Here is a 23,120-nt window from a genome sequence, read left to right on the forward strand (position 1 = left end):
GTGTCGCGGTACCACGACTCCCTGCGAGACGTTCGTCCGCCCGCATGCGGTTCACGACTCGCGGTTCGGCGGGGTCGAGAAGGGGACCGGCCCCGAGGTCGTCCGGGCCGCCGCGACCGACACGGCGCGCGCAAAGGTCACCTTCATAGCCGCCCGGCGGCAAGCACGCGCAACGAATGGACGCGCCGCTGTGGACCGACGAGTACGCGCCGGCCATCGAGGACCTGCCCCAGCCGGACGTGCGCGACTACCTCTCGACGGCCCGCGACGAGCCGCTGAACCTCGTCCTCCACGGGCCGAAGGGGGCCGGCAAGACGGCGGCGGCCCGCGCGCTCGCTCGCGAGGCTCACGAGGACCCGGACAACGACCTCGTGGAGCTGAACGTCGCGGACTTCTTCGACCGGACGAAAAAGGAGATACGCAACGACGAGCGCTTCGAACCGTTCCTCGCCGGGCGCTCGCGCATGTCCAAACGCGACATGATAAACCACGTCCTGAAGGAATCGGCCTCGTACCAGCCCGTCTCCGGGCGGTACAAGACCGTCCTGCTCGACAACGCCGAGGCCATCCGCGAGGACTTCCAGCAGGCGCTCCGGCGGGTGATGGAGCAGTACGCCGCGAACACGCAGTTCGTCATCGCGACCCGCCAGCCCTCGAAGCTCATCCCGCCGATCCGCTCGCGGTGTTTCTCGGTCCCGGTGCGCGCCCCGGACCACGGCGAGACGGCGACGGCGCTCCGGCGGGTCGTCGACCTCGCGGGGGTCGAGTACGACGACGACGGCCTCGAGTACCTCGCGGGCTACGGCGACGGCGACCTTCGCAAGGCCGTGCTCGGCGCCCAGACCGCCGCGGCGAAGGAGGGCGCGGTGACCATGTCGGCGGCCTACGAGACGCTCGGCGACATCGGCCACGACGACACCGTCGAGGCGATGCTCGCGGCCGCCGAATCGAGCGACTTCTCGGAGGCGCGCTCCCGGCTCGACGAGCTCATCTACGACCACGGCTACGGCGGCGACGAGATACTGCAGGACGTGCTCCGCGTCGGTCGTTCGCGCTACGACGGCCGGCGGCTGGCGAAGCTCTACCGGCTCGCGGGCGAGACGGACTTCGACCTCACGGAGTCGACGAGCGACCGGGTACAACTGGGCCACCTGCTCGCGCGGATGGGCCGGCCGGCCGACGCCTGAATCCGTCGCGTCGGGCGGTCTCAGCGGTCGTCCGCGCCCGCCCGCGTGCGCACGAACGGGAGAGTTTTTACCACGCGGTTTCGTAGCCGCGGGCAAGATGTTCAAGGCTATCGTGAGCGCCGAGACGCTCGGGGACGCGCTCGACTCCGTGAGCGTTCTCGTGGACGAGTGTAAGATACGGCTGGACGAGGAGGGCCTCGCCATCCGCGCCGTCGACCCGGCCAACGTCGGTATGGTCGACCTCACGCTCGACGCGGCCGCCTTCGAGTCCTACGAGACGGACGGCGGCGTCATCGGCGTGAACCTCTCCCGGCTGGAGGAGTTCGTCGGCATGGCCGACTCGGGCCAGCTCGTCCAGCTCGAACTCGACGAGGAGACCCGGAAGCTCCACATCAAGATCGAGGGGCTGGAGGGGACGCTCGCGCTCATCGACCCGGACTCCATCCGCCAGGAGCCGGACCTCCCGGACCTCGACCTCCCGGCCGAGGTCGTCGTGGAGGGCGCTGACATCGCCCGCGCGGTCAAGGCCGCGGACATGGTCTCCGACCACATCGCGCTCGGCGTCGATGCCGACGCCGAGACGTTCTACGTGGACGCCGAGGGCGACACCGACGACGTCCACCTCGAACTCACGACCGAGGACCTCATCGCGCTCACGCCCGGCGACGCCCGCTCGCTCTTCTCGCTCGACTACCTCAAGGACATGAACAAGGCCATCCCGAGCGACGCCGAGGTCACGATGGAACTCGGCGAGGAGTTCCCCGTCAAGATGCACTTCGACATCGCGGAGGGGAACGGCGAGGTCACCTACATGCTCGCGCCGCGCATCCAGAGCGACTGACTACCCGAGCCGTCTGTCGATAACCGCCTTCGCTTCTCGCCCCGCTTGCTTCCACCCGTAGCCGCGCTCGTAGACGTGGCGTTTCGAGTCGACGAGCTCCTCCGGCGACCCCTCCTCGAAGCCGCCGCGCGCCCACGTGCCCGACTCGTCGAGCCACGTCAGCATCTGCTCGCGCGTCTCGGCCCACGAGAGCCCGACCATCTCGTAGAACGCGACGAGCGCGAACACCGCGTTGTCGTGGGCGCCGTGGACGGAGCCCTGCTCGTAGATGGTCTTCAGCGGCTCCATCGTCGGGTGGGTCACGCGCTCCTTGTACTCCGCGGCGGTGAGCAGTTCCAGCGGGCCGTCGTCGCCGCCGTCCACGCGCTGGTCGCCGCGCAGCCGCGACAGCGCGGCGGCGTGGAGGCCGCCCCAGTCGTCTATCGCCTCCCGGAGGGCCGCCTCGGAGAGCTCCGTCCGGGAGAGCCGCGAGAGCACGTCCACATAGGCGGCCTCGATGTCGGTCCACCGGACGCCGTCGAAGTCGCAGCCTGCGTCGTGGAGGTTCGTGCGGGTGCGACAGCCCGGACAGGGGTACTCGAAGCGCGGCACTGTGCGTGTCGTGGGGAGTGGCCGACTAAGGCGTATCGCTGTCGTTTGGAGTCGTCGTTTCGCGTCCGTTGGCTTCGGGGTTCGGCTCGGTGTGTCTCGCCGTGGTTCGGCTCGGAGTTTCTCCCGTTCCGCTTCGGCTCGGTGTGTCTCACCGTGGTTCGGCGAACGTCCTGCTCGCGCGGTTCCATGAGTCCCCACAGCACCGCGACCGCCCACACCCTCCCCAGCCGACTCCGTCGCTCCCTGCGGTCGCTCCGTCGTCCCTCGCGACGACGAGCGCGCCGTCGCGCGCTCGGCCCGCGCCGCCGCTCATGTATCAGGGCGTATCGGAACGACGGGCCGGAACGGCCTCACCCGCGCCGGGTCCACTTCGCCAGCAGGAGCGTCCCCTCGAACAGGACGATCATCGTCGCCGCGACGATGATGGGGGCCATCCCGGTCGGGTCCGGCGCGAACAGGAACGCCAGCGCGGCGAAGACGCCCCAGAAGATGAGGCGGCGGCCCTCCATCCACTCGCGGGTGACGAGCCCCATCATCAGCGCGAGCATCACGAACAGCGGTATCTGGAACACGATGGCGAACGCGCCGAGCAGGAGGACGATGAGGTCGAACGTCTCCGTCAGGCCGAACGCGACGATGGTCGCGTTCTGCGAGTAGGAGACGAAGTAGTCGAACAGGAACGGGATGACGATGAAGTGGGCGAACACGATGCCGACGAGCGCGAGCAGCAGGCTCGTCGGGACGCTGGCGAGGTAGTAGCGGCGCTCGCGGGGGAACAGCCCCGGGCGCATGAACAGGTAGGTCTCGTACACGAACAGCGGCAGGGCGATGACGAAGCCGACGAGCGTCGCCACCTTCAGCCGCGCGAGGATGACCGCGAGCGGGTGGTACACCTGCGGACAGGCCGGGCCGCCGGGCTGGAGCGGTCCGATGGTGGGACACTCCGCGAACGTCCCCGGCAGGTAGTCGTACCACAGGAAGTTGATGAGGTCCGTGCCGAACGGGAACGCGATGCCCGAGACGACGGCCATCGCGACGACGACGACGCCCAGCCGCTTGACCATCTCCTCGATGTGGTCGGCCAGCGGCATCTCCTGGTCGTCGGGCGCGCCGTCGAAGTCCCCCTCGACGGCGGGTGCGTCCGCGCCGTCGGCGATGTCGTCGTCGTCGAACGCGATGTCGTCGTACATCCCCCCGGCGTCGCCCTCGTCGGCGTAGCCGCCGTCGGAGACGCCCGCTTCCTCGTCGGCGAGCGGCGTCTCCACGTCGTCGACGGTCGGGGTGTCCGGGTCGTCGGCGGGGGAGACGACGCCGTCGCCGTCGGGTTCCGAGACGCCGTCCCCGTCGTCGACGCGCGTGATGGCGGGCGTCGGGCCGTCGTCCTCCGGGCTCCCGGCACCGTCGCCCTCCTCGGCCGCGTCCCCGTCGGGGTCCGGGTCGGCGGCGAGGCTGTTGAAGTCGGCGTCCGAGGTGACGCGCGGCTCCTCGTCGTCGTCGCGCTCCGCCGGACGGTCCGTCCCCGTCCCGTCGTCCGGCTCCTCGGCCATTACGGTGGCATCGGCGTCGCCCGATTGTAAGCCTTCTTCTCGCGGTCGAGGCTGAAAGGTTGATAACCGGGGCTACCCAACGGGTCTCCGTGTCCGGAGCCGTAGACGGAGACGTCGTCCGAACCCTTCAGGGCGGGCGCGAGACGCTCGGCGATATGCTCGGGGCGGCCCAGAAACATCTCCAGAAGGTGTTCATCGTCTTCGTCGTCGGCCTGCTCGCGACGATAATCTTCCTCAACCGGTACGGGTGGAACCGCATGAAGGCGGACCTGCTCTCGCAGGCGCCCGACGCGCAGGTCATCGCCGTCACGCCGTTCGACGTCATCCTGTTGCAGGTGAAGATCGGCCTCGTCATCGGCGTCCTGATGGCCATACCCGTGCTGATATACTACTCTCGCGACGCCCTGCGGGCCCGCGGCTACTGGCCGACGGGTATCCCGCGGTGGCAGATAGCGACCGTCGTCTTCCTCGCCGTCGTCCTCCTCCTGCTCGGGGCGACCTACGGCTACGTCCTCTTCTTCCCGCTCGCCTTCGAGTTCCTCGCGAGCAACGCCGTCAGCGCGGACCTCGAACCCACCTACTCCATCGTGAAGTGGGCGCAGTTCGTCTTCCTGCTCTCCATCTCCTTCGGCCTCGCGGCCCAACTGCCGCTGGCGATGTCCGGCCTCGCGCTGTCGAACGTCGTCCCCTACCAGACGTTCCGCGACTACTGGAAGCACGCCATCCTCGGGCTGTACGCGCTCGGCGCGCTGTTCACGCCGCCGGACCCGCTCACCCAACTGCTGTGGGCGACGCCGCTCGTCATGCTGTACGGCTTCTCGCTGTTCGTCACCCGCTTCCTCGTCACGGCCCGGGCCGCGGGCGAGCAGGTGGGGCTGAAGCCGACGCTGCGCCGGCGCTGGAACGTCGTCGCGGGCGGCGGCGTGGTCGGCGGCGCGGTCGCCTTCTTCCTCGGGCGGGCGGCGACGAACGGCGCGTTCGATTCCGCGCTCGCCTCGCTCGACGCGATACCGTACGCCGGCGCGTATCTCGACGGTCGCTTTCCCGACTCGCTCGCGACCGACACCCTGCTCGGCGTCGACGCGACGGCCGTGCTGGCCGTCGCCGCGCTGTTCGTCGGCGCGTTCGCGGCGCTCGCCGCCCTCGTCTACCTGATGTTCAAGGCGCTCGACGAGGTGGCGGACCTCTCCGGGGCCGCGCCCGCGAGTACGGGCGCGCCGGGCGACATCGACATCGGCGGCCTCGACGCCGCCGGGGTCCGCGCCGCCCCCATCGAGCCCTTCGTGGAGATGACGGAGAACGAGGCGCTCTCGCTCGCCAGCGGGGCGATGGACGAGGGCGACGGCGACAAGGCGCAGGCGATACTCGACCGGTTCGACGCGGCCCAGGAGATGGCGGCCGACCACCCGCCCGAGGCGAACGAGGGGGACCCGGCCGCCGAGGCGAAGGCGCTGGCCGAGACGGGCGAACTCCCCGAGGACGACGCCGACTCGGCCGGGACCGAGGAGGAAGCGGAGGAGGAGGAGTCCGGGAACGTCTTCTCGCGGACCGGCGCGGGGATGCTCTCGGCGTTCACCGAGGACGAGGTGGACGAGGACGACATCGGCGGCTACTACTACGACCTCGCGTTCATCGCCTCGTCGCTCCGCTCGAAGGCGTTCGTCCTCGTCGGGACGTTCATGTCCGTGCTCGCCGTGACGTTCTACGTCCTCTACACGGGCGGTATCGGCTGGCTGAAGGCGCAGTTCCTCACCCAGCTGCCCGACCAGGTGACCGCAGAACAGGTGCGGCTCGTCACCCTCCACCCCGTCGAGGCGCTCGTCTTCGGCATCAAGGTCGCCACCATCGCCGGGGCGGTGGCGACGCTGCCGCTACTGCTCTTCTACGCGTGGCCGGCGCTGAAGCAGCGCGGCTTCGCGCGCGGCGACCGCCGCGTCCTGCTCGTGTGGGGCGGGAGCCTCTTCGCCACCCTCATCGGCGGGAGCCTCGTCGGCTTCCTGTTCGTCGCCCCGGGCATCATCTCGTGGCTCGCCAACGACGCCATCGCGGCGCACATGGTCATCGCCTACCGCATCAACAACTTCGGGTGGCTCGTGTTCTTCACCACCGTCGGCGTCGGCATCATGGCGTGTATCCCGATGTCGATGCTGCTGTTCCACGCCGGGGGCATCGTCCGCTACCGGACGATGCGCAAGCGGTGGCGGGTCGTCGTGCTCGCGGTGCTGTCGGTCATCGCCCTGCTGTCGCCCCGCGGCGTGTTCATGATGTTCGTGCTCGGCCTCCCCGTCGTCGGGATGTACGGGCTCGGCCTCGCCGTCCTCCACGCCGTCACCCTCGGCGGCCGTCGCGGCGGCGGCGGGCCGAAGGTCGAGCCGGCCGACTGACCTCGCCTCCGTTCTCCTCTCCCGTTCTTTCGCGTTCTCCTTCCCCGCCGGCGGTCGCGCCGAACTGACGCGCTTAAGTATTCGTTCGGTAATCTCGGAGTATGCCTAAGATAAGCGTGGAGATACCCGGCGAGCTGCTCGCCGACCTCGACGAGCACGTCGGCGACGACGGGAAGTACGTGAACCGCAGCGACGCCGTCCGGGCGTCCATCCGCAAGAACCTCGACATCCTCGACGAGATAGACGCCCGCCACGGGCGCCTGACCGACGATGAGTGAGCGCGCGCCGCCGCTGGGCGCGACGGTGCTCGCGGCGCTGTTCGTCACGGCGCTCGTCGTCTCACAGCTGACCGCGGCGAAGGTGCTCGCCTTCTCCATCCCCTTCTCCCTGCCGTACACGGGGAGCGCGCTGATACTCCCCGGGGCGGCGCTGGGGTACGCGCTGACCTTCTTCGCGTCGGACTGCTACACCGAACTGTACGGGAAGCTCGCGGGCCAGCGGCTCGTCAACGTCGCGTTCGCGATGAACTTCGTCCTGCTGGGGCTGGTGTACTCGACCATCGCCGCGCCGGCCGCCCAGTCGAGCATCGACCCCGGCACGTTCGCCGCCGTCCTCGGCGCGTCGACCAACATCGTCGCCGGGTCGCTCGTCGCCTACCTGCTCTCGCAGAACTGGGACGTGTACGTGTTCCACCGCATCCGCGAGGCCACCGGGAAGGAGAAGCTCTGGCTCCGCAACGTCGCCTCCACCGCGTCCTCGCAGGCCATCGACACGGTCGTGTTCGTCGGCATCGCCTTCTACCTCCTGCCGAACTACGCCGGTATCGGCCCGGTGCTCCCGACGAACGTCGTGCTCGGCCTGATGCTCGGCCAGTACCTCCTGAAGCTCCTCATCGCGGTCGCCGACACGCCGTTCGTCTACCTCGTGACCAACGCGGTCCGGGCCAACGAGTCCGGCCACGAGGACCGCATCATGGGCTGAGCGGCTACTCGACGGTCTCGGCGAAGCCGTAGCGCGGCTTCACGTCCGTCACGCGCACCGTCACGGCGTCGCCCGTCGTCGCGCCGGGCACGAACAGCGTGTACCCCTCGACCTTGGCGATGCCGTCGCCCTCGCTCCCCTCGTCGACGATCTCGACCTCGACCTCGTCGCCCTCGCGGACGGGCGCGGTGAGCCGCCCCTTCGCCACCAGATACAGCTCCGAGGAGGAGTCGCGCGAGGCGTCGGGGTGGACCGCCCGCACGTACTCGAACTCCCCCTCCATCTCCTCGCGGAGGTCGGCGAGGTCGGGCCCCTCGAACACCTTCACGGCGAGGTCGCCGCCCGGGGCGAGCAGTTCCAGCGCCGTCTCGTAGGCCATCCGCGCGAGGTGGACGGAGCGCGCGTGGTCCAGCCCGTACTCGCCGGTCATGTTCGGAGCCATGTCCGAGATCACGACGTCGGCCTCGCCGACCCGCTCGACGAGGTCCGCGCGGACCTCCTCGTCGGTCATGTCGCCGCGTATCGTCTCCGCACCCTCCACGTCCTTGACGCGCTGGAGGTCCACGCCGAGGACGGTCCCCTCGTCGCCGACGCGCTCGACGGCGACCTGCAGCCAGCCGCCCGGCGCGGCCCCGAGGTCCACCACCGTGTTCCCCTGCCCGAACAGGCCGGCCTCGCGGTCCAGCTGTTTCAGCTTGTAGGCCGAGCGCGAGCGGTAGCCCTCCTGCTTCGCGCGGTTGTAGTACTCGTCCTTCCCCGTCACGGGCCGGTCACCCCGTCGGTCGCCGTCGCGGCGTCCCCGGCGGACGTCGTCCTCGTCATGCCCGTTTGGAGGGGGGCGAACCGGAAAGACGTGCCGAATCCGTCCCCGACCCGCGGCAGGCTTTTGCCCCCGCCCGGTGAGCGACGGGTATGCCGGTCAGCTACGAGCCGCACTACTTCGAGGAGCTTTCCGTGGGACAGACGTTCGAGAGCGCCGGGCGAACCGTCACCGACGGCGCGCTGGAGATGTACTCCGCCGTCTCGGGCGACTGGGAGGAGATACACACGAACGACGAGTACGCCGAGGCGGGCCGCTACGGCGCGCGTATCGGCCACGGGCCGTTCACCTTCGTCATCACGACGGGGCTGGTCCACCGCTGTGGCTTCGTCGAGCGCCGCGTCATCGCCTTCCTCGGGATGAACTACATGGACCTGAAGAACCCCGTGTACGTCGGGGACACCGTCACCGCGGAGTTCGAGGTGACGGAGAAGCGCGAACTCGAATCGCGCGACGACGCCGGTATCGTCGTCATCGACGCGCTCGCCACGAACCAAGACGGCGACAGCGTCTTCGAGGGCGACATGAAGTTCATGTTCAAGCGCGAGGGGTACGACGACTAGCGAGTCGGGACCGCCGCGGACCGCGGGGCCGCCCCCCGCCGTTCACACCCCGAACTGCTCGCCGATGAGCCGCGCAAGAAGCACCGCGAAGCCGGTGCCCTCCGTCCAGAACGCGGACTCGGCGTCCGTCGCGGCCACGTCCGCGCGCGGCAGCACGCTGAACAGGACGGTGTCGTCGTCCGCGACGAGGACGCGTCCGATGCTCAGCTCCGGGGCCGCGTCGTCGGGCACCCGTTTCACCGACAGCCCGGCCGCCCGCCCGGCCTCGCGGACGGCCGGGTCGGCGCTGACCAGGGTGACGGTGACGCCCCGCTCGTCGGCCGCGGCGAGGGCGTCCGCCACGGCGCCGTCGAACAGCGACGGGTCCCCGGTGGCGAACAGCACGCGCCCGTCGGCGCCGTCGACGAGCGAGGAGACGCGCGCCGCGACGTTCGCGCGCCCCTCCGTCGTCCAGATTGCGTCGTGACCCTCCTCGTCGTCGGCGCGCTGGCCGCGGACGGATTCGAGGTACTCGAACGCCTCGTCGCCCGTCGCGCGCAGCCGCTCGTACAGCAGGTCGCGCGCCTCCCGGACGGGCACCGGGCGGTAGCGGCGCGGCGAGCCGTCGCGCACGTCCACCAGCCCGAGCGACTCCAGTTCGTCCGTCGCGCCGTACACCTGCGAGCGGGGGACGTCCGCGACGCCGGCCACGTCGCTGGCGCTCGCGACCCCCAGCTTCTGGAGGCCGACGAACGTGCGCGCGGCGTACGTCGAGAGGCCGAGCGCGGAGAGCGCCTCGACGGCGTCGGCGTCGTTCACGACCTCAGTCGTCGCCCGCGGCGTCCAGCGCCGCCGGCGCGTCGCCGCGCACCCACGCCCGGTGGACCCGCTCCAGCTGGGCGTCGGTGAGCTGGCCCTGCTCGAAGCGGTCGTAGGCGCTCCGGAGGTCGCCCTCCGTCACCTCGCCGGTGGCCGCGATGCGCTCGAACAGGTCGGTTACGACCGTGACGCGGGACTCGCCGCCCACGACCCGGGATTCGCCGCCGTCGAGCAGCTCGCCCTCGAAGGCGAACTCCTCGCCGTCGGCGGCCGTCTCCGGCACCCGGGTCGTGTAGCGGACCGTCGGGTTCGCGCCCTCCCACGCGACGTACAGCGTGCCGCCGCTCGCCGTCGCGTCGACGGGGTCGGGGGTGGCCTCCACGACGGTCGCGTCCGCGACGGCCCGCTCGCGCAACACCGTCCGGCCGCCCGTGCTGTCGAGCCGCACGGTCACGGTCACCTCGTCGCCGGGCGCGACCACGTCCCGGTCGAGGGTGCGCACGCCCGCCTCGGCGGCGGCCGGCGCCGCCTCGCTCCCGTCGTCGTCGAAGACGGCCGCGAGGTCGGCGTCCGGCCCGTCGTCGTCGAGGACGCCGTCGGGGCCGGCGAAGCGCGTCCACACCACGAGCAGGCTCGGCAGCACGAGCACGCTCGCGAGGAACGCGTAGATGATGGTGAGCCCGGTTATCTGCCCGAACTGCTGGAGCGGCGGCAGGATAGCGAAGACGAGGGTGCCGAAGCCGCCCACCGTCGTCGCCGCGGAGCCGAGCAGCGCGCCGCCCGTGCCGGTGACCGCGCGGTCCATAGCCTCCCAGCCGTCGCCCGTGCGTTCGAGCTCCTGGTTGTACCGCTCCGAGAGGTGGATGCTGTAGGCCACCCCGAGCCCGACCGTGAGGCTCGTTATCATCCCCGTGAGGACGTTGAACGGGATGTCGAGCAGGTACATCGTGCCCAGAATCCAGGCCACGCTGAGCGCGACCGGGAGGAGCGTCACCGCCCCGAGCGTCGCGCTCCCCTCCGTGATGCGGTAGGTTATCATCAGGAAGACGAACGTCGCCACGAGCGTGATGACGAGGCTCTGGACGACGGTGTCGAGCAGCTCGTCCTGAACGATCTTGTTCAGGATGGCGCTGCCCGTCGCGGTCGCTTCGAGCCCGTTGCCGTCGAGTTCGTCCGCGACGGCGCGCATCTGGGTCGTGACGGCGTCGCCGCTCGCGCCGCCGTCCACGGAGACGACCAGCCGGAGCGCCTCGTACTCGCCACCTTCGGTGCGGTAGACGACGCCGGCGGCCTCGTCGGGGGCGGCCTCGTACAGCGCGTCGTAGACGCCCTCGACGTTCCGGTCGGGGACGCCGTCGCCGTCGGTGTCGGCGTCGGTGTACGTCTCGTTGAACGCCTCGTTCTCGGCCGCGACGGACGCCATCACCGAGAGCGCCGACCGGATGTCGGGCTCGCCGTTCGACAGCGTCTGCGTGACGGGCTTGTCGGCGGCGGCCGCCTCGGCGGCGGCGATGCGTTCGAGCACCTCGTCGCCCGTCACCTCGCCCTCGACGAGTATCTGCGCCTGCGAGTCCTCGCGGACGAAGTTGTCGTTGACGTACTCGAGGTTCGCGGCCGCGGTGTACTCGCTCGGGGCGAACGGCTCGGGGAGGTCCTTCATCCAGTCCGGCGGGTCCTCCGCGAGGAAGTCGGACTGACTGAACGAGGTGTCCACCTGCGTCGCGCCGTACGCGCCGCCGGCGGAGAGCAGCAGCGCCCCGATGATGACGAGGTACGGGGCCTTCCGCGCGCCCGTCGCGCCGACGGAGAGGACGCGGGAGAACGCGCCCCCGCCGGTGCCGAACGCGCGCTTCGAGCGGTCGATGCCGAACGACTCCAGCAGTTCGTCGAGTTCGACCTTCACCGCCGGCATCAACACGCCGAACACGAGCAGCGCGGCGAGGATACCGACGGAGCTGACGACCCCGAACTCCCGGATGGGCGGCACGGGGCTGGTGAGGTTCGACAGGAAGCCGATGACGGTCGTCGCCGTCACGTACACGAGCGCGATACCGACGCCGGCAAGGGCCGTCCGCATCGAGCCGCGCGGCGAGAGGTCGTCGCCGTCGCCCTCCGTGCGCTCCTCGCGGTGGCGCATGAAGATGTGGATGGCGTAGTCGATACTCAGCCCGATGAGCAGCACGGGCACGGCGATGAATATCTGGTTGAACGCGACGTCGAACCAGCCCATGAAGCCGAACGTCCACACGAGGACGGCGGCGATGCCGACCAGCCCGAGCAGGATGTCGAGCAGGTCGCGGTAGGCGACCGCCAGCGCGACGAGGACGAACAGCATCGCCAGCGGCCCGACGATGAGCAGGCTGTCGGTCATCGAGTTCGTTATCTCCTCGCCGATGACGCCCGCGCCGAAGACGAGGTAGCTCCCGCCGTCGGCCTCGTCGGCGAGCGACTGGATGGCGAGCTGTGCCTCGGTGAGCGACTCGGGGGCCGAGCCCTGGACGGTCGAGCCCTGGCTCTCCTGGGTGACGAGCAGCATCGTCGCGTCCGCCTCCGCCGAGCCGGGCTCGTAGCCCGTCGGCATGAACGCGAACGCGAACTGGCTGCCGCCGTCGGCCGCCAGCACCGTCGTCACGACGTCGTCTATCTCGGACTCGCTCATCGACTCCAGCTGCGCCTGCTGTTCGGCCAGCGTCGCGTTCGAGGCGTTCTCGAACTCGGCGCGCTCGGTTTCGAGCTCCGCGGCGAGGTCACGCAGCTCCGCGCCGAGCGTCTCCAGCTCCTCGGCACGCGCCTGCAGCGCCGCGTATTCCTCGGAGAGGACGCCCTGCGTGCCGAGCCGGTAGGCCTCCTCGGCCTCCGCCTGCGAGGTGGCGTTGCGGAGCCGCTGGGCGGCCGTCTCGAAGGTCCGCGCGTCCGACTCGTTCAGGTCGACGGTCGTGTTCGCGCGCACGTCGTCGAACGACGCGTCGATGCTCGCGTTCGGGTTCTGCCGCAGGTAGGTGAGCTCCTCGCGGAGCAGGCCCGCGGTGCGCGCGAGCGTCTCGTTGCGCGCTTCTATCGCGGCGCGCTCCTCCGCGACCGTCGCGTTGAGCGCCCGTATCTCGGCCGCGAGCTCCTGGACGTCGCGGCCCTCCTCCTGCTGGATGGCCGCGAGCGCGACGATGTTGGCGATGCTCGCCGTCGGCCGGTCGCCGGCGAGCGTCGCGTTCACCGTCTCGTTGGCGTGGAGCGCCCGCTCGTAGGCGAGCAGGGCGACGAGCGACTCCTTGTCGAGGACGTTGTCGTCGCGCAGGATGACCTGTGCGGTCGTGGTGTTCTCCGCCCCGGTCGAGAAGTTCTCGTCGATGTAGTCGAGCTTGTCGGCCGCCGGCGAGTCCGTCTGGAACTGGTCGAGCGACGACGACTGCTCGACCATCGGCGCGCCCGCGCCCACCGCCACGGTGAGCACGAGCATGACCGCGATGACGACGCGGCTGTGGTCGAGTATCGCGTCGACCAGCCGGTTCCCGCCGTTCACGGCCGGTCACCGCCGGCTGTCCGTCGTTGATACATGTGTCTGTACTCTCCTACTAACACCAGTTGAATAAGCGTTCCGAAGACGCTGAACGCGTGTTCAACCGCGGAGCACGATGACGTGCCGGTCGAGGGTCCCGTGGACCGGGCGGACGTAGCGGTCGGGCACCGACCAGCCGGCCGCGCGCGCGGCGTCGTCCCACGCGCGGTCCCCGACGAGGACACCCCGGTCGGCGACGCGGCGGGCCTCGGCGAGCGCGTCGGCCACGAGCGCGTCGAGCGAGCGGTTCGCTATCTTGGACTGTCGCCCGTACGGCGCGTCGAAGACGACGCAGTCCGCCGCCCCGTCACGGAGCGGGAGCCGCGTCGCGTCGCCGCGCACCACGTCGTATCCGCCCGGCGCGGGCAGGCCCGCGACGCCCCCGTCGAGGTAGCGCGCGAGGTTCTCCCGGGCGCCGTGGACCATCTTGTACTGGGCGTCGTTGCCGAGCACGTCGGCGCCGACGAGGCCGGCCTCCACCAGCCCCCCGCCGGTGCCGCACATCGGGTCGAGGACGACCCGACCGGGCCGCGCCCCGGCGATGTTGGCGACGGCGCGCGCCAGCAGGGGGTCCATGCTCCCCGGCTGGAAGAACGGCTTGTCCGTCGGCTTCCGGTCGCCGAAGTCGCGCACCGACTCGACGGCGAGCCAGCCGAGCGCGACCGTGTCGTCCGCGAACAGCGCCCGGAGTTCGTGGTCCGGGTCGTCGAGGTCCACGGCGAAACCCCGCTCCACGAGGACGCTCCCGAGGTCGCGCTCGGCCGCGCTCGTGGAGACGCCCGCCGTGGCCTGTACGTCGCGGGCGCGGACGGCGACGGTCCCCTCGCGGTCGAGCGACGCGGCCTCCAGCAGGGCGACGGCCGCGGCCACCCCGCCCTCGGCGGTGCCCACGAGGTCGCTCGCCGCGTGGGTGTACGCGAGCCCCCGGACGCGGTCGGTGACGCCGCGGGCCGTGGCGAGGCCGGGCGCCAGCCGCTCGACGGCCGAGCACGCGCTCGCGGCCTCGCGGGCGGCGAAGGCGTCGTCCTCGCCGCCGAGTTCCAGCAGGTACACGTCCGACCCCGGTCGCGCGCGGGCAAGAAGCCGACGATGCGGCCGCCGTCGTGCCGACGATATGTCACGCCCCCATACGTACCTTTATAAAGGTTAAATACGTGTTTTAAGCCGAACGATGGACGACCCCAAGGAGACTATCAACATCGAGAACGTGGTCGCCTCGACCGGCATCGGGCAGGAGCTCGACCTGCAGTCGGTCGCGATGGACCTCGAAGGTGCGGACTACGACCCCGAACAGTTCCCCGGCCTCGTCTACCGCACGCAGGAGCCGAAGTCCGCGGCGCTCATCTTCCGGTCGGGCAAGATCGTCTGTACCGGCGCGAAGTCCACCGACGACGTCCACGAGTCGCTTCGCATCGTCTTCGACAAGCTCCGCGAGCTGAACATCGAGGTCGAGGAGGAGCCCGAGATCGTCGTCCAGAACATCGTCACCTCCGCGGACCTCGGCGTCAACCTCAACCTCAACGCCATCGCCATCGGCCTCGGTCTGGAGAACATCGAGTACGAGCCGGAGCAGTTCCCCGGCCTCGTCTACCGGCTCGACGACCCCGACGTGGTCGCGCTGCTGTTCGGCTCCGGGAAGCTCGTCATCACGGGCGGTAAGCAGCCGGTCGACGCCGAACACGCCGTCGACAAGATCGTCTCTCGGCTGGAGGAACTCGGCCTGCTGGGCAACTAACCGCCACGTACAAACGCCCGCCGCGGCTACGTCGGGGTATGACACTCCTCCCCCTCCAGTCGATAGCCGGCGGGGGGCTGCTGGCGCTCGTCGTCACCTTCCTCGTCACGACGCTGTTCTACGCCGTGACGCTGCATCTGGCGGCGACCTTCTTCATCGGCGACGTCCCCTCACAGCGGGCCGCCTACGCCGCGCCAGTCCCGGCGGCGGTGTCCATCCTGCTCCAGCAGTACGGGCGGGGGAACTTCCTCGGCATCGACCCCTCGCTGCTGGTCGGCCTCACCATCGCGGCCACGCTCGTCGCCGACCTGCTCGCCGTGAGCTTCGCCTATCGGCTGAAGCTGAAGTCCGCGGTACCCGTCGTCGCGCTCCACTTCGCGTTCGCCGTGGGGCTGGGGTTCGCGCTCGCCAACCTCCTGAACGTGGTGTGACCGCCCGGGCTACTCGACCAGCCGCTCTATCTCCGTCACGAGGATATCGCTCGCGCCGGCGTCCTTCAGCCGCGTGATGGTCTCGAACACCTCCCGCTCGTCGACGACGACGTGGACGGCGACCTTCTCGCCGCCGCCGTTGTCGATGTCCATCACCGTCGGGCCGCCCATCCCCGGAATCACGTCCTCCGCGTCCGGCAGGCGGTCGCGCGGGACGTTCATCATCAGGTAGCGCTTCCCGTCCGCGGCGAGGACGGATTCGAGCGCCGTGGCGACCTGCCGCACCTTCGGGTCGTCGGCCACGTTCGGGTCCGCGAACAGGTGGACCGACGACTCCAGCACCTCGTCCACGACGACGAGTCGGTTCATCCGCAGGGTCGTCCCCGTCGAGGTGATGTCGATGATGGCGTCGGCTATCTCGACGTGCGGGGTGAGTTCCGTCGCGCCCGACACCTCGACTATCTCGGGCGACACCGGCTTGTCGGCGAAGTAGTCCTCGGCGATGTTCGGGAACTCGGTGGCGACGGTCCCGTTGGCGAGCGCGTCCACGCTGTCGACGGGCCCGTCCTCCGGCGCGGCGAGCACGAGGCGACACCGCCCGAAGTCGAGGTCGAGGAGGTCGGCGAGGTCGACGCGCGACTCCCGAACCTGGTCGAGGCCCGTGACGCCGAGCGCCGCGGCGTCGTCCGCGACGTACTCGGGGATATCGGCGGCGCGGGCGAACAGCACGGAGACGTCGGGGTCGACGGTGTCGGCGTAGAGCTTCCGGTCCGCGCCGCCCTCGATGTGGAGGCCGGCGCGCTCCAGCAGTTCGACGGCGGGGTCGTGGAGGCGGCCCTTGTTGGGCACGGCGATTCGCATGGGCCGGGTTCGCCCCCGTGCCCCTTCCACCTATCGAAGCGCGCCGCGGGCGAACCGTGGGGTTGACGCCCCGCGCCCGCGAGGCCGGAGTATGACCCTGCTCGTCACCGGCGGGCGCGTCCTGCGCCCGGACCTGACCGTCGAGCGCGCCGACGTGCGCGTGGACGACGACGGCCGCATCGACGCCGTCGGCGCGCTGGAGCGGCGCGAGACGGACCAGACCCTCGACGCCTCCGGTGGAATCGTACTGCCGGGCCTCGTCAACGCCCACGGCCACGCCGCGATGACCCTCCTCCGCGGGTACGCCGACGACAAGCCGCTCGACGCGTGGCTGCAGGAGGACGTCTGGCCGATAGAGGGCGTCCTCACCCCCGAGGACGTGGGCGCGGGCGCGCGCCTCGCCGCCGTGGAGATGATACGCTCGGGGACGACGGCGTTCGCGGACATGTACTTCCACGTCGGTACGGTCGCGGAGGCCGTCGCGGACGCGGGCCTGCGCGCCCGCCTCGGCCACGGCGTCGTCACGGTCGGCAAGGACGACGAGGCGGCCCGCGCGGACTTCGCGGAGTCGCTCGCCGTCGCCGAGGAGTACGACGGCGCGGCCGACGGCCGCGTCACGACGGCCGTGATGCCCCACGCGCCCCACACCGTCGATACGGACCTGCTCGCGGAGTTCGTCCCGAAGGCGCACGAGGCGGGCGTCCCCCTCCACTTCCACTTCAACGAGACGGCCGAGTACGTCGAGGCCATCGACGAGGAGGCCGGCGTCCGGCCGGGCGCGTACGCGGACGACCTCGGGATGCTCGCCGACGACACGTGGGTCGCCCACGGCGTCCACCTCGACGACGCGGAGATAGACCTCCTCGCGGAGCGCGACGTCGCCGTCGTCCACTGCCCGGCCTCGAACATGAAACTCGCCTCGGGGATGGCCCCGGTCCAGCGCCTGCGCGACGCGGGCGTGACCGTCGCGCTCGGGACGGACGGCGCGGCCTCGAACAACGACCTCGACCTGTTCGACGAGGCACGCGACGCGGCCATGCTCGGGAAACTCGCGGTCGACGACGCGAGCGCGGTCCCCGCCGAGGCCGCGGTGGAGATGGCGACGCGGGGCGGGGCCGAGGCGCTCGGCCTCCCCGTCGGGCGTATCGAGGCCGGCGCGCCCGCGGACCTCGCCGTGGTGGACTTCGACGCTCCCCACCTCACGCCCGAACACGACCCCGTGAGCCACCTCGCGTACGCGGCCCGCGGGAGCGACGTGCGACACACGGTCTGTGACGGCCGCGTCCTGATGCGCGACCGCGAGGTGCTCACCCTCGACGCCGACGCCGTCAAACGCGAGGCGGCGGAGCGCGCCCGCGACGCCGTCGACCGCGCGAGCTGAAACCCGCGTTGAACTCGCAGAGGCGTTTCTGAACGTTCTAACGGTTTCTGTGGCGTTCCTCGACCCGGGGTGAACGGGTCGAACGGGAATCCCGGTTTATGGGGTCGTCGCGCCTCGAACCGGGTAGATGAGCCGAAACACCAAGCTGTTCGCGTTGGCCGGAGCGCTGGTCGTCCTGCTGAGCGTGCTCGCCCCCGCCGTCTCGGCGGGCGCGGCCGCGGCGAACGAGGCGGGCAACGCCGGCCTCGCGGTCGGCGTCTCGCAGGCCGGCGAGGACGTGACCGTCTCCGTGACGGACAACGGGAGCGCCGTCGAGAACGCGACCGTGACCGTCGCGGCCGTCGGCGAGAACGCCTCGTACGCGGGTAACGGGACGTACGCCACCGACGAGGACGGCACGGTCGGCCTCGACGCGCCCGAGGAGAACGTCACCGTCGAGGTGACCGCCGAGTACGACAACCGGACGGCCACGACGACGGCCGACCTCGTGAGCGCCGAGTACGCCGAGGAGGAGGAGGACGGGGCCTTCGGACAGGAGGTCTCCGCGTTCGTCGCTGAACTCCTCTCGGACGGCACCTCGGGCGGCATCGGACAGGAGGTCTCCGAGTTCGTGACGGAGAACAACCCCGGCGCGGACAACCGCCCGGAGCACGCCGGCCCGCCGGAGGACCGCGGCCCGGACCGCGACGACGATGACGAGGAGGCCGAGACCGACGACGATGACGACGACCGTCGCGGCCCGCCGGAGCACGCGGCGAACGACCGTGACGACGACGATGACGAGGAGGAAGCCGAGACCGAGGACGATGAGGACGATGAGGACGAGGAAGAGGAAGACGACGAGGAGGAGGCCGGCAACAACGGCAACGGCAACGGTAACGGCAACGGTAACGGTCGCAACTGACGACCGACGCCCGACCCCCGACCACTCCCCCGCGATGCGCTTTTCCCCGTTTTCCGCCCGCCGAGCCGCGGGCTTCGGCAACGTTTAGGACGCCTCGCCCGAGGTCCGGGTATGAGCGAAACCACCGACGCCGGGTTGGAGTCCATCACCGCCCGGCTGGACGACCCGGAGACGGCGGCCGAGGAGGGCCACCGCAAGATAGCGTGGGCGCGCCAGCACATGCCCATCCTCCACGAACTCCGCGCGGAGTTCGAGGCGGACCAGCCGCTCGCCGGCCAGACGGTCGGGATGGCGATGCACGTCGAGGCGAAGACGGCGGCGCTGACCGAACTGCTCGCCGCGGGCGGCGCGGAGGTCGCCATCACCGGCTGTAACCCCCTCTCGACCCACGACGACGTGAGCGCGGCGCTCGACTCCCACGAGCGCATCACGTCGTACGCCGAGCGCGGCGTGGACGACGACACCTACTACGCGGCCATCGAGGCCGTCATCGGCCACGAGCCGACCATCACCGTGGACGACGGGATGGACATGATCGCCGCCATCCACCAGGACTACCCGGAGCTCATCGACTCGGTGCTCGGCGGCTGTGAGGAGACCACCACCGGCGTCCACCGCCTGCGCGCGATGGACGACGACGGCGAGCTCCGCTACCCCGTGTTCGCGGTCAACGACACGCCGATGAAGCGGCTGTTCGACAACGTCCACGGCACGGGCGAAGCCGCCCTCTCGAACATCGCCATGACGACGAACCTCTCGTTCGCCGGCAAGACGGTCGTCGTCGCGGGCTACGGCGACTGCGGCCGCGGCGTCGCGAAGAAGGCGAAGGGGCAGAACGCCCACGTCGTCGTCACGGAGGTCGACCCCAACCGCGCGCTGGAGGCGCACATGGAGGGGTACGAGGTCACGACGATGGCCGAGGCGGCCGCGAAGGGCGACGTGTTCGTCACCACGACGGGCAACCGCGACGTCATCACGGAGGAACACTTCACGCGGATGAACGACGGCGCGGTGCTCGCCAACGCCGGCCACTTCGACGTGGAGGTCAACCTCGACCAGTTGGCGGACCTCGCCGCCGACGTGCGCGAGGCCCGCGAGGGCGTCACCGCCTACGAGCTCCCCGACGGCCGCCGGCTGAACGTCCTCGCCGAGGGGCGCCTGGTGAACCTCGCCAGCCCCGTCGCGATGGGCCACCCCGTCGAGATAATGGACCAGAGCTTCGGCATTCAGGCCGTCGCCGTCCGAGAGATCGTGGAGAACGGCGACGCCTACGGCGCCGGTGTCCACGACGTGCCCGACGCGCTCGACCGCGAGGTCGCGGAGGTCAAACTGGAGGCCGAGGGCATCGACATCGACACGCTGTCCGACGAGCAGCGCGAGTACATGGGCTCGTGGGACCACGGGACCTGAGCCGCCCGACTCCGGCCCGGCGTCACGCGATTTAAGCCCCCCGACGCCCGCTCCCGTGTATGGTCAACGCGAACTCGAAGGGGGACCGCCGCGAGCGCGAACTCGTCAACCTCCTCGACGAGCGCGGCTTCGCGGTGATGCGCGCGCCCGCCTCCGGCGCGGCGACGGACCGCGAACTCCCCGACGTGCTCGCGGGCGACGGCGACCGCTTCTACGCCATCGAGGCGAAGTCGTCGGCGGGCGACCCCATCTACCTCACCGGCGAGGAGGTGGAGGCGCTCGTCTACTTCGCGCGCAACTTCGGGGCGAAGCCGCGCATCGCCGTGCGCTTCGACCGCGAGGACTGGTACTTCTTCCACCCCGGCGACCTCTACGTCACCGACGGGGGGAACTACCGCGTCAAGAAGGAGACGGCGCTCGCCGACGGCGTCGACACCGCCGAACTCACCGGCGACTCCGAGAAGGTGACGCTGGACGAGATAGCCGTCGAGAAACCGGACGACGACTCGCTCGACGTGCTCCGGGCCGTGGCCTCGGGCGACCTCTCGCCCGAGGACGCCGCCGAGATGTTGTAGGTTCGGTTCTCTCGGTTTCTGGTGTGCGACTCCCGTTCTTCGCGCTCGGGTCTTCGGTGAACGTCCTGTTCGTGGTCGTCTTCGGTTACTGCCCCGGGGACGTCCTGCTCGCGCGGTTCTATGAGAACAGCCCCGCGACGGCACCGCCCACACGCCTCCCCAGACGATTCGTTCGCTCCGCTCACTCGCGACGGGCGGCGAGTCAGCGCACGCCACCGCGGAAACGGACCGGAAACGATTGCGCCGGCCGAGACCGACCGCTCCGGAGGAGCGTGTCGGTCATGGGGGAGGGTTGGGGCGGTGCGGTCGCGGGGCTGTGGGTGGAGAAAGGCGAGGCGGAGCGGGAGCGTCACGACGGTGAGCAGTCGCTCCGCGACTGCGAACGACGCGAGGCCACGTCTCGCGGAACAAGCACGCGGGCGAGGAGCGTAGCGAGTGAGGCGACCGGTTCGCCTCGGGGCTTTCGAGGTGTTCGTGGCGAGCATCGGGTTGACCACCTCCTCCCCCGGACACTACACCGGAGTCACAGCGAAAACGGTCCGAACCAACGACTCAGTCCACGAACTGCGCGTTCACGTCGGCCAGCCGCGAGTGGGGGAACGCGTACCGCTTCAGGTCCGCGAGCGGTTTCCGGCCCGCGGAGAACGGATACACGACCTCCACGACGGGGTCGTCGGTCGGGTAGCCGTCGTTCGTCTCGTAGTCGGCGACGGTGCGGTCGGTCCCCGCGACGAGCCACTCGTCGGCGGGGGTGTCGTGGACCGCGGCGACGACGACGAGGTCGCCCGTCTCGCGGTCGCGGACGGCGTCGCCGGCCTCGTAGCGGCAGTCGTCACACAGCGCGAGCGCCTCGGGGAGGAAGGCCTCGCGGCCGCAGGCGGCACACGCGTCGGGCAGTCGCCCCGGGGGCGCGAGGTCCCCGCGGGTTATCTCGACGGCGACGCGCCGGAGGTGTTTGCAGCGCTCGCCGCGGTAGCCGCTGTCCGGGCAGGTACACGTCCCGGCGGGGAGGTCGACCTCGTAGTCGCCGCCCGAGGCGACGGCGTAGCGGCCGCCGCCGAGCGCGCGGACGGCCATCGGCTCGGTCCACGCGCGGGCCGACCGCGGGTCGAGCCGCGAGGTGTCCGGCGCGAGCGGGCGTTTCGGGTTCGGTGACGCGGGTGTGTGTTCGAGGTGCGTCATGGCTGTTCCACTCGAAGGGAGGGTCCGAACGGGGGTAAAGCACTCGACCGTTCACGCCGTTTCGGGGCGTTTCACGGCCGTAGCCCCCCGAAAGCGCACGAACGGCGGCTTCGAAGGGCTTTTGCGGGGAACGGCCGACCCCGACGTATGGATATCGAGCGGGAGACGCTCGTCGAGATCGCCGTCTCGACGGTCGCCGTCGTGTTGTTCGTCGCGGCGCTGGTCGTCGTGGGCGACAGCAACGGGGCTTCCCAACTCACCTCGGAGGGGGGGATAAGCATCGTCGCGACCATTCTCGGCTTCGTCCTGCTGATGGCGGTCGTCGGGGTCTTCCTCGACCGGCGCTAGTCGTCCGCGGCGACGGTGTCGAGCCGCTCCTCGTAGTACCCCAGCGGCTGCGTTATCTCCTCGCAGAGGTCGTCGGGGTCGTGACAGTCGCCGTTCGCCTTCATCGTCGCACACGACGGCGGGGCGAACTGCGCGCCGTCGTTCGCCAGCCGCTCGTACTGGTAGCGGAGGTCCGCGGAGGCGTCTCCGAGGTGCTCCGCGACCCGCTCGAACTCCGCACCCGTCGCGGCGAGGAAGGTCAAAAGCGAGTAGCGCGCGGTGTCGCCGGCCTCGCCCGCGCGCACCCGCTCGGCGAGCGTCCGCACGCAGGGCGGGAACGCCTCGGGGTCGAAGCGGCCCACGTCCCCGGTGCGCTCGACGGGGGCGAGCGCCTCGCGGAGGGTCGCCGTCTCGCCCGCGAGCGCCTCGGCGATGGGGTCGGGCACGGAGAGGGGGAGGCCGTCGGCGACGCGTTCGCGGACGGCCTCGCGCAGGAGTTCGTACAGTTCCCGGCGCGAGACGGCGACGAAGCCGTCGGCGAGCGGCCGAACGGCGAGGCGCCACCGTTTCCCGTCGAGCGGCGCGGCGAGGTCGAGGTACGTGCCGACGGCCACCTCGAAGCGGCCGTCGCCGGTCGGGGTGACGCCGACCGCGAGGTCGAAGTCCGCGAGCATCGCGTCGAGCGAGAGGCCCTCGCGGTTCGCCGACTTGAGGCGGGTGTCGTCGTCGAAGTCGTCGGTGAACCGCTCGTAGGCGAGCGCGGCCTCCGCGCGGGCGTACTTCTCGACGGCGCCGCGCACGTCTACGAGCGAGACGAGCACGCGGGCGACGGGGTACGAGAGGAGCTCCGCGCGCGTGCTCCACGAGCGCTCGGGGGCGACGGTGCCGTCCACGAGCGCGCGCTCGACGCGCTCGACGCCCCGCTCGACGGGCGCGCCGCCCTCCCGGACGACCGCGGCGAGGTCCACGTCCGCGGCCTCGACGGCCTCGCGGGCGGCCGCGAGGAACGGGTAGCGGGCGTGGAGCGGTTGCATGGCCCGGGCTTGTGG

The 23,120-nt window shown here is 70.7% G+C and carries 22 protein-coding genes; 13 read left to right on the top strand and 9 right to left on the bottom strand.

Features of this window, described 5'->3' with window-relative positions:
* The first annotated feature begins 176 nt into the window (after window positions 1–176).
* Window positions 177–1,187: an AAA family ATPase gene (locus P2T37_RS06345; RefSeq protein WP_276235956.1), complete on the top strand. Its 1,011-nt coding sequence runs from the start codon at window positions 177–179 to the stop codon at window positions 1,185–1,187.
* 97 nt (window positions 1,188–1,284) lie between these two features.
* Complete coding sequence (locus P2T37_RS06350) at window positions 1,285–2,028, top strand: DNA polymerase sliding clamp (RefSeq protein WP_276235957.1); 744 nt, start codon at window positions 1,285–1,287, stop codon at window positions 2,026–2,028.
* Here P2T37_RS06350 and P2T37_RS06355 read toward each other — a convergent pair whose 3' ends face one another.
* Together P2T37_RS06355 and tatC are read right to left on the bottom strand one after the other, a co-directional pair.
* Window positions 2,029–2,619: a DUF7474 family protein gene (locus P2T37_RS06355; protein WP_276235958.1), complete on the bottom strand. Its 591-nt coding sequence runs from the start codon at window positions 2,617–2,619 to the stop codon at window positions 2,029–2,031.
* Window positions 2,620–2,969: 350 nt separating this feature from the next.
* On the bottom strand, window positions 2,970–4,166 hold the full coding sequence (tatC, locus tag P2T37_RS06360) for a twin-arginine translocase subunit TatC (protein WP_276235959.1): 1,197 nt from the start codon (window positions 4,164–4,166) through the stop codon (window positions 2,970–2,972).
* Between the two features lie 89 nt (window positions 4,167–4,255).
* Between tatC and P2T37_RS06365 the strand changes: the two genes are divergently transcribed.
* The 3 genes from P2T37_RS06365 (at window position 4,256) to P2T37_RS06375 (ending at window position 7,531) form a co-directional block, all read left to right on the top strand.
* Complete coding sequence (locus P2T37_RS06365; RefSeq protein WP_276235960.1) at window positions 4,256–6,550, top strand: twin-arginine translocase subunit TatC; 2,295 nt, start codon at window positions 4,256–4,258, stop codon at window positions 6,548–6,550.
* A 101-nt stretch (window positions 6,551–6,651) separates the two neighbouring features.
* The gene (locus P2T37_RS06370) at window positions 6,652–6,828 is read left to right on the top strand and encodes a ribbon-helix-helix domain-containing protein (protein WP_276235961.1); all 177 of its coding nucleotides are present in this window, start codon (window positions 6,652–6,654) and stop codon (window positions 6,826–6,828) included.
* Window positions 6,821–7,531 carry a queuosine precursor transporter gene (locus P2T37_RS06375; protein ID WP_276235962.1) on the top strand — a complete coding sequence of 237 codons (711 nt, stop codon included), beginning with the start codon at window positions 6,821–6,823 and terminating at the stop codon, window positions 7,529–7,531. The genes P2T37_RS06370 and P2T37_RS06375 overlap by 8 nt, the downstream gene beginning before the upstream one ends.
* 4 nt (window positions 7,532–7,535) lie before the next feature.
* Here the strand turns inward: P2T37_RS06375 and P2T37_RS06380 are convergent, their stop codons facing one another.
* Window positions 7,536–8,294, bottom strand: coding sequence for a 23S rRNA (uridine(2552)-2'-O)-methyltransferase (locus tag P2T37_RS06380; RefSeq protein WP_276235964.1), 759 nt, complete (start codon window positions 8,292–8,294; stop codon window positions 7,536–7,538).
* A 149-nt stretch (window positions 8,295–8,443) separates the two neighbouring features.
* Between P2T37_RS06380 and P2T37_RS06385 the strand changes: the two genes are divergently transcribed.
* On the top strand, window positions 8,444–8,914 hold the full coding sequence (locus P2T37_RS06385; RefSeq protein ID WP_276235965.1) for a MaoC/PaaZ C-terminal domain-containing protein: 471 nt from the start codon (window positions 8,444–8,446) through the stop codon (window positions 8,912–8,914).
* 42 nt (window positions 8,915–8,956) lie between these two features.
* Here P2T37_RS06385 and P2T37_RS06390 read toward each other — a convergent pair whose 3' ends face one another.
* From P2T37_RS06390 to P2T37_RS06400, 3 genes are all read right to left on the bottom strand, one after another.
* A complete protein-coding gene (locus P2T37_RS06390; protein WP_276235966.1) occupies window positions 8,957–9,712 on the bottom strand; it encodes a TrmB family transcriptional regulator in 756 nt (251 codons plus the stop codon).
* Window positions 9,713–9,716: 4 nt separating this feature from the next.
* Window positions 9,717–13,229: an MMPL family transporter gene (locus P2T37_RS06395; protein WP_276235967.1), complete on the bottom strand. Its 3,513-nt coding sequence runs from the start codon at window positions 13,227–13,229 to the stop codon at window positions 9,717–9,719.
* Window positions 13,230–13,325: 96 nt separating this feature from the next.
* Window positions 13,326–14,318, bottom strand: a complete 993-nt coding sequence (locus P2T37_RS06400) for a methyltransferase domain-containing protein (protein ID WP_276235968.1) — start codon at window positions 14,316–14,318, stop codon at window positions 13,326–13,328.
* Window positions 14,319–14,436: 118 nt separating this feature from the next.
* Here P2T37_RS06400 and P2T37_RS06405 point away from each other — a divergent pair, with 118 nt between their 5' ends.
* Complete coding sequence (locus P2T37_RS06405; RefSeq protein ID WP_276235969.1) at window positions 14,437–15,000, top strand: TATA-box-binding protein; 564 nt, start codon at window positions 14,437–14,439, stop codon at window positions 14,998–15,000.
* Window positions 15,001–15,038: 38 nt separating this feature from the next.
* A complete protein-coding gene (locus tag P2T37_RS06410) occupies window positions 15,039–15,431 on the top strand; it encodes a DUF7473 family protein (protein ID WP_276235970.1) in 393 nt (130 codons plus the stop codon).
* Between the two features lie 9 nt (window positions 15,432–15,440).
* Here P2T37_RS06410 and hisG read toward each other — a convergent pair whose 3' ends face one another.
* Window positions 15,441–16,292, bottom strand: a complete 852-nt coding sequence (hisG, locus tag P2T37_RS06415; protein WP_276235971.1) for an ATP phosphoribosyltransferase — start codon at window positions 16,290–16,292, stop codon at window positions 15,441–15,443.
* Window positions 16,293–16,383: 91 nt separating this feature from the next.
* Between hisG and P2T37_RS06420 the strand changes: the two genes are divergently transcribed.
* The 4 genes from P2T37_RS06420 (at window position 16,384) to hjc (ending at window position 20,562) form a co-directional block, all read left to right on the top strand.
* Window positions 16,384–17,673 (top strand): amidohydrolase, encoded by a 1,290-nt coding sequence (locus tag P2T37_RS06420; RefSeq protein ID WP_276235972.1) that lies wholly within the window; start codon window positions 16,384–16,386, stop codon window positions 17,671–17,673.
* 127 nt (window positions 17,674–17,800) lie between these two features.
* A complete protein-coding gene (locus tag P2T37_RS06425; RefSeq protein ID WP_276235973.1) occupies window positions 17,801–18,577 on the top strand; it encodes a hypothetical protein in 777 nt (258 codons plus the stop codon).
* Between the two features lie 111 nt (window positions 18,578–18,688).
* Window positions 18,689–19,987 (top strand): adenosylhomocysteinase, encoded by a 1,299-nt coding sequence (locus P2T37_RS06430; RefSeq protein ID WP_276235974.1) that lies wholly within the window; start codon window positions 18,689–18,691, stop codon window positions 19,985–19,987.
* Window positions 19,988–20,046: 59 nt separating this feature from the next.
* Window positions 20,047–20,562 carry a Holliday junction resolvase Hjc gene (hjc, locus tag P2T37_RS06435; protein ID WP_276235975.1) on the top strand — a complete coding sequence of 172 codons (516 nt, stop codon included), beginning with the start codon at window positions 20,047–20,049 and terminating at the stop codon, window positions 20,560–20,562.
* A gap of 552 nt (window positions 20,563–21,114) precedes the next feature.
* Here the strand turns inward: hjc and P2T37_RS06440 are convergent.
* Complete coding sequence (locus P2T37_RS06440) at window positions 21,115–21,744, bottom strand: SWIM zinc finger family protein (protein WP_276235976.1); 630 nt, start codon at window positions 21,742–21,744, stop codon at window positions 21,115–21,117.
* 147 nt (window positions 21,745–21,891) lie between these two features.
* Between P2T37_RS06440 and P2T37_RS06445 the strand changes: the two genes are divergently transcribed.
* Window positions 21,892–22,092, top strand: coding sequence for a DUF7472 family protein (locus tag P2T37_RS06445; protein ID WP_276235977.1), 201 nt, complete (start codon window positions 21,892–21,894; stop codon window positions 22,090–22,092).
* Here the strand turns inward: P2T37_RS06445 and P2T37_RS06450 are convergent.
* Window positions 22,089–23,105: a DNA primase large subunit PriL gene (locus P2T37_RS06450; RefSeq protein WP_276235978.1), complete on the bottom strand. Its 1,017-nt coding sequence runs from the start codon at window positions 23,103–23,105 to the stop codon at window positions 22,089–22,091. The two genes, P2T37_RS06445 and P2T37_RS06450, sit on opposite strands and share 4 nt — an antisense overlap.
* Window positions 23,106–23,120 lie beyond the last annotated feature (15 nt).

Source organism: Halosegnis marinus, from assembly GCF_029338355.1.
In the GTDB taxonomy this organism is placed as follows: domain Archaea; phylum Halobacteriota; class Halobacteria; order Halobacteriales; family Haloarculaceae; genus Halosegnis; species Halosegnis marinus.

What these genes read in the sequence shown, in the direction of transcription:
- P2T37_RS06345 (WP_276235956.1), top strand. Translation starts at nt 177, where the DNA reads ATGGACGCGCCGCTGTGGACCGACGAGTACGCGCCGGCCATCGAGGAC.
- P2T37_RS06350 (WP_276235957.1), top strand. Translation starts at nt 1,285, where the DNA reads ATGTTCAAGGCTATCGTGAGCGCCGAGACGCTCGGGGACGCGCTCGAC.
- tatC (WP_276235959.1), bottom strand. Translation starts at nt 4,166, where the DNA reads ATGGCCGAGGAGCCGGACGACGGGACGGGGACGGACCGTCCGGCGGAG.
- P2T37_RS06370 (WP_276235961.1), top strand. Translation starts at nt 6,652, where the DNA reads ATGCCTAAGATAAGCGTGGAGATACCCGGCGAGCTGCTCGCCGACCTC.
- P2T37_RS06375 (WP_276235962.1), top strand. Translation starts at nt 6,821, where the DNA reads ATGAGTGAGCGCGCGCCGCCGCTGGGCGCGACGGTGCTCGCGGCGCTG.
- P2T37_RS06385 (WP_276235965.1), top strand. Translation starts at nt 8,444, where the DNA reads ATGCCGGTCAGCTACGAGCCGCACTACTTCGAGGAGCTTTCCGTGGGA.
- P2T37_RS06405 (WP_276235969.1), top strand. Translation starts at nt 14,437, where the DNA reads ATGGACGACCCCAAGGAGACTATCAACATCGAGAACGTGGTCGCCTCG.
- P2T37_RS06410 (WP_276235970.1), top strand. Translation starts at nt 15,039, where the DNA reads ATGACACTCCTCCCCCTCCAGTCGATAGCCGGCGGGGGGCTGCTGGCG.
- hisG (WP_276235971.1), bottom strand. Translation starts at nt 16,292, where the DNA reads ATGCGAATCGCCGTGCCCAACAAGGGCCGCCTCCACGACCCCGCCGTC.
- P2T37_RS06420 (WP_276235972.1), top strand. Translation starts at nt 16,384, where the DNA reads ATGACCCTGCTCGTCACCGGCGGGCGCGTCCTGCGCCCGGACCTGACC.
- P2T37_RS06425 (WP_276235973.1), top strand. Translation starts at nt 17,801, where the DNA reads ATGAGCCGAAACACCAAGCTGTTCGCGTTGGCCGGAGCGCTGGTCGTC.
- P2T37_RS06430 (WP_276235974.1), top strand. Translation starts at nt 18,689, where the DNA reads ATGAGCGAAACCACCGACGCCGGGTTGGAGTCCATCACCGCCCGGCTG.
- hjc (WP_276235975.1), top strand. Translation starts at nt 20,047, where the DNA reads ATGGTCAACGCGAACTCGAAGGGGGACCGCCGCGAGCGCGAACTCGTC.
- P2T37_RS06440 (WP_276235976.1), bottom strand. Translation starts at nt 21,744, where the DNA reads ATGACGCACCTCGAACACACACCCGCGTCACCGAACCCGAAACGCCCG.
- P2T37_RS06445 (WP_276235977.1), top strand. Translation starts at nt 21,892, where the DNA reads ATGGATATCGAGCGGGAGACGCTCGTCGAGATCGCCGTCTCGACGGTC.
- P2T37_RS06450 (WP_276235978.1), bottom strand. Translation starts at nt 23,105, where the DNA reads ATGCAACCGCTCCACGCCCGCTACCCGTTCCTCGCGGCCGCCCGCGAG.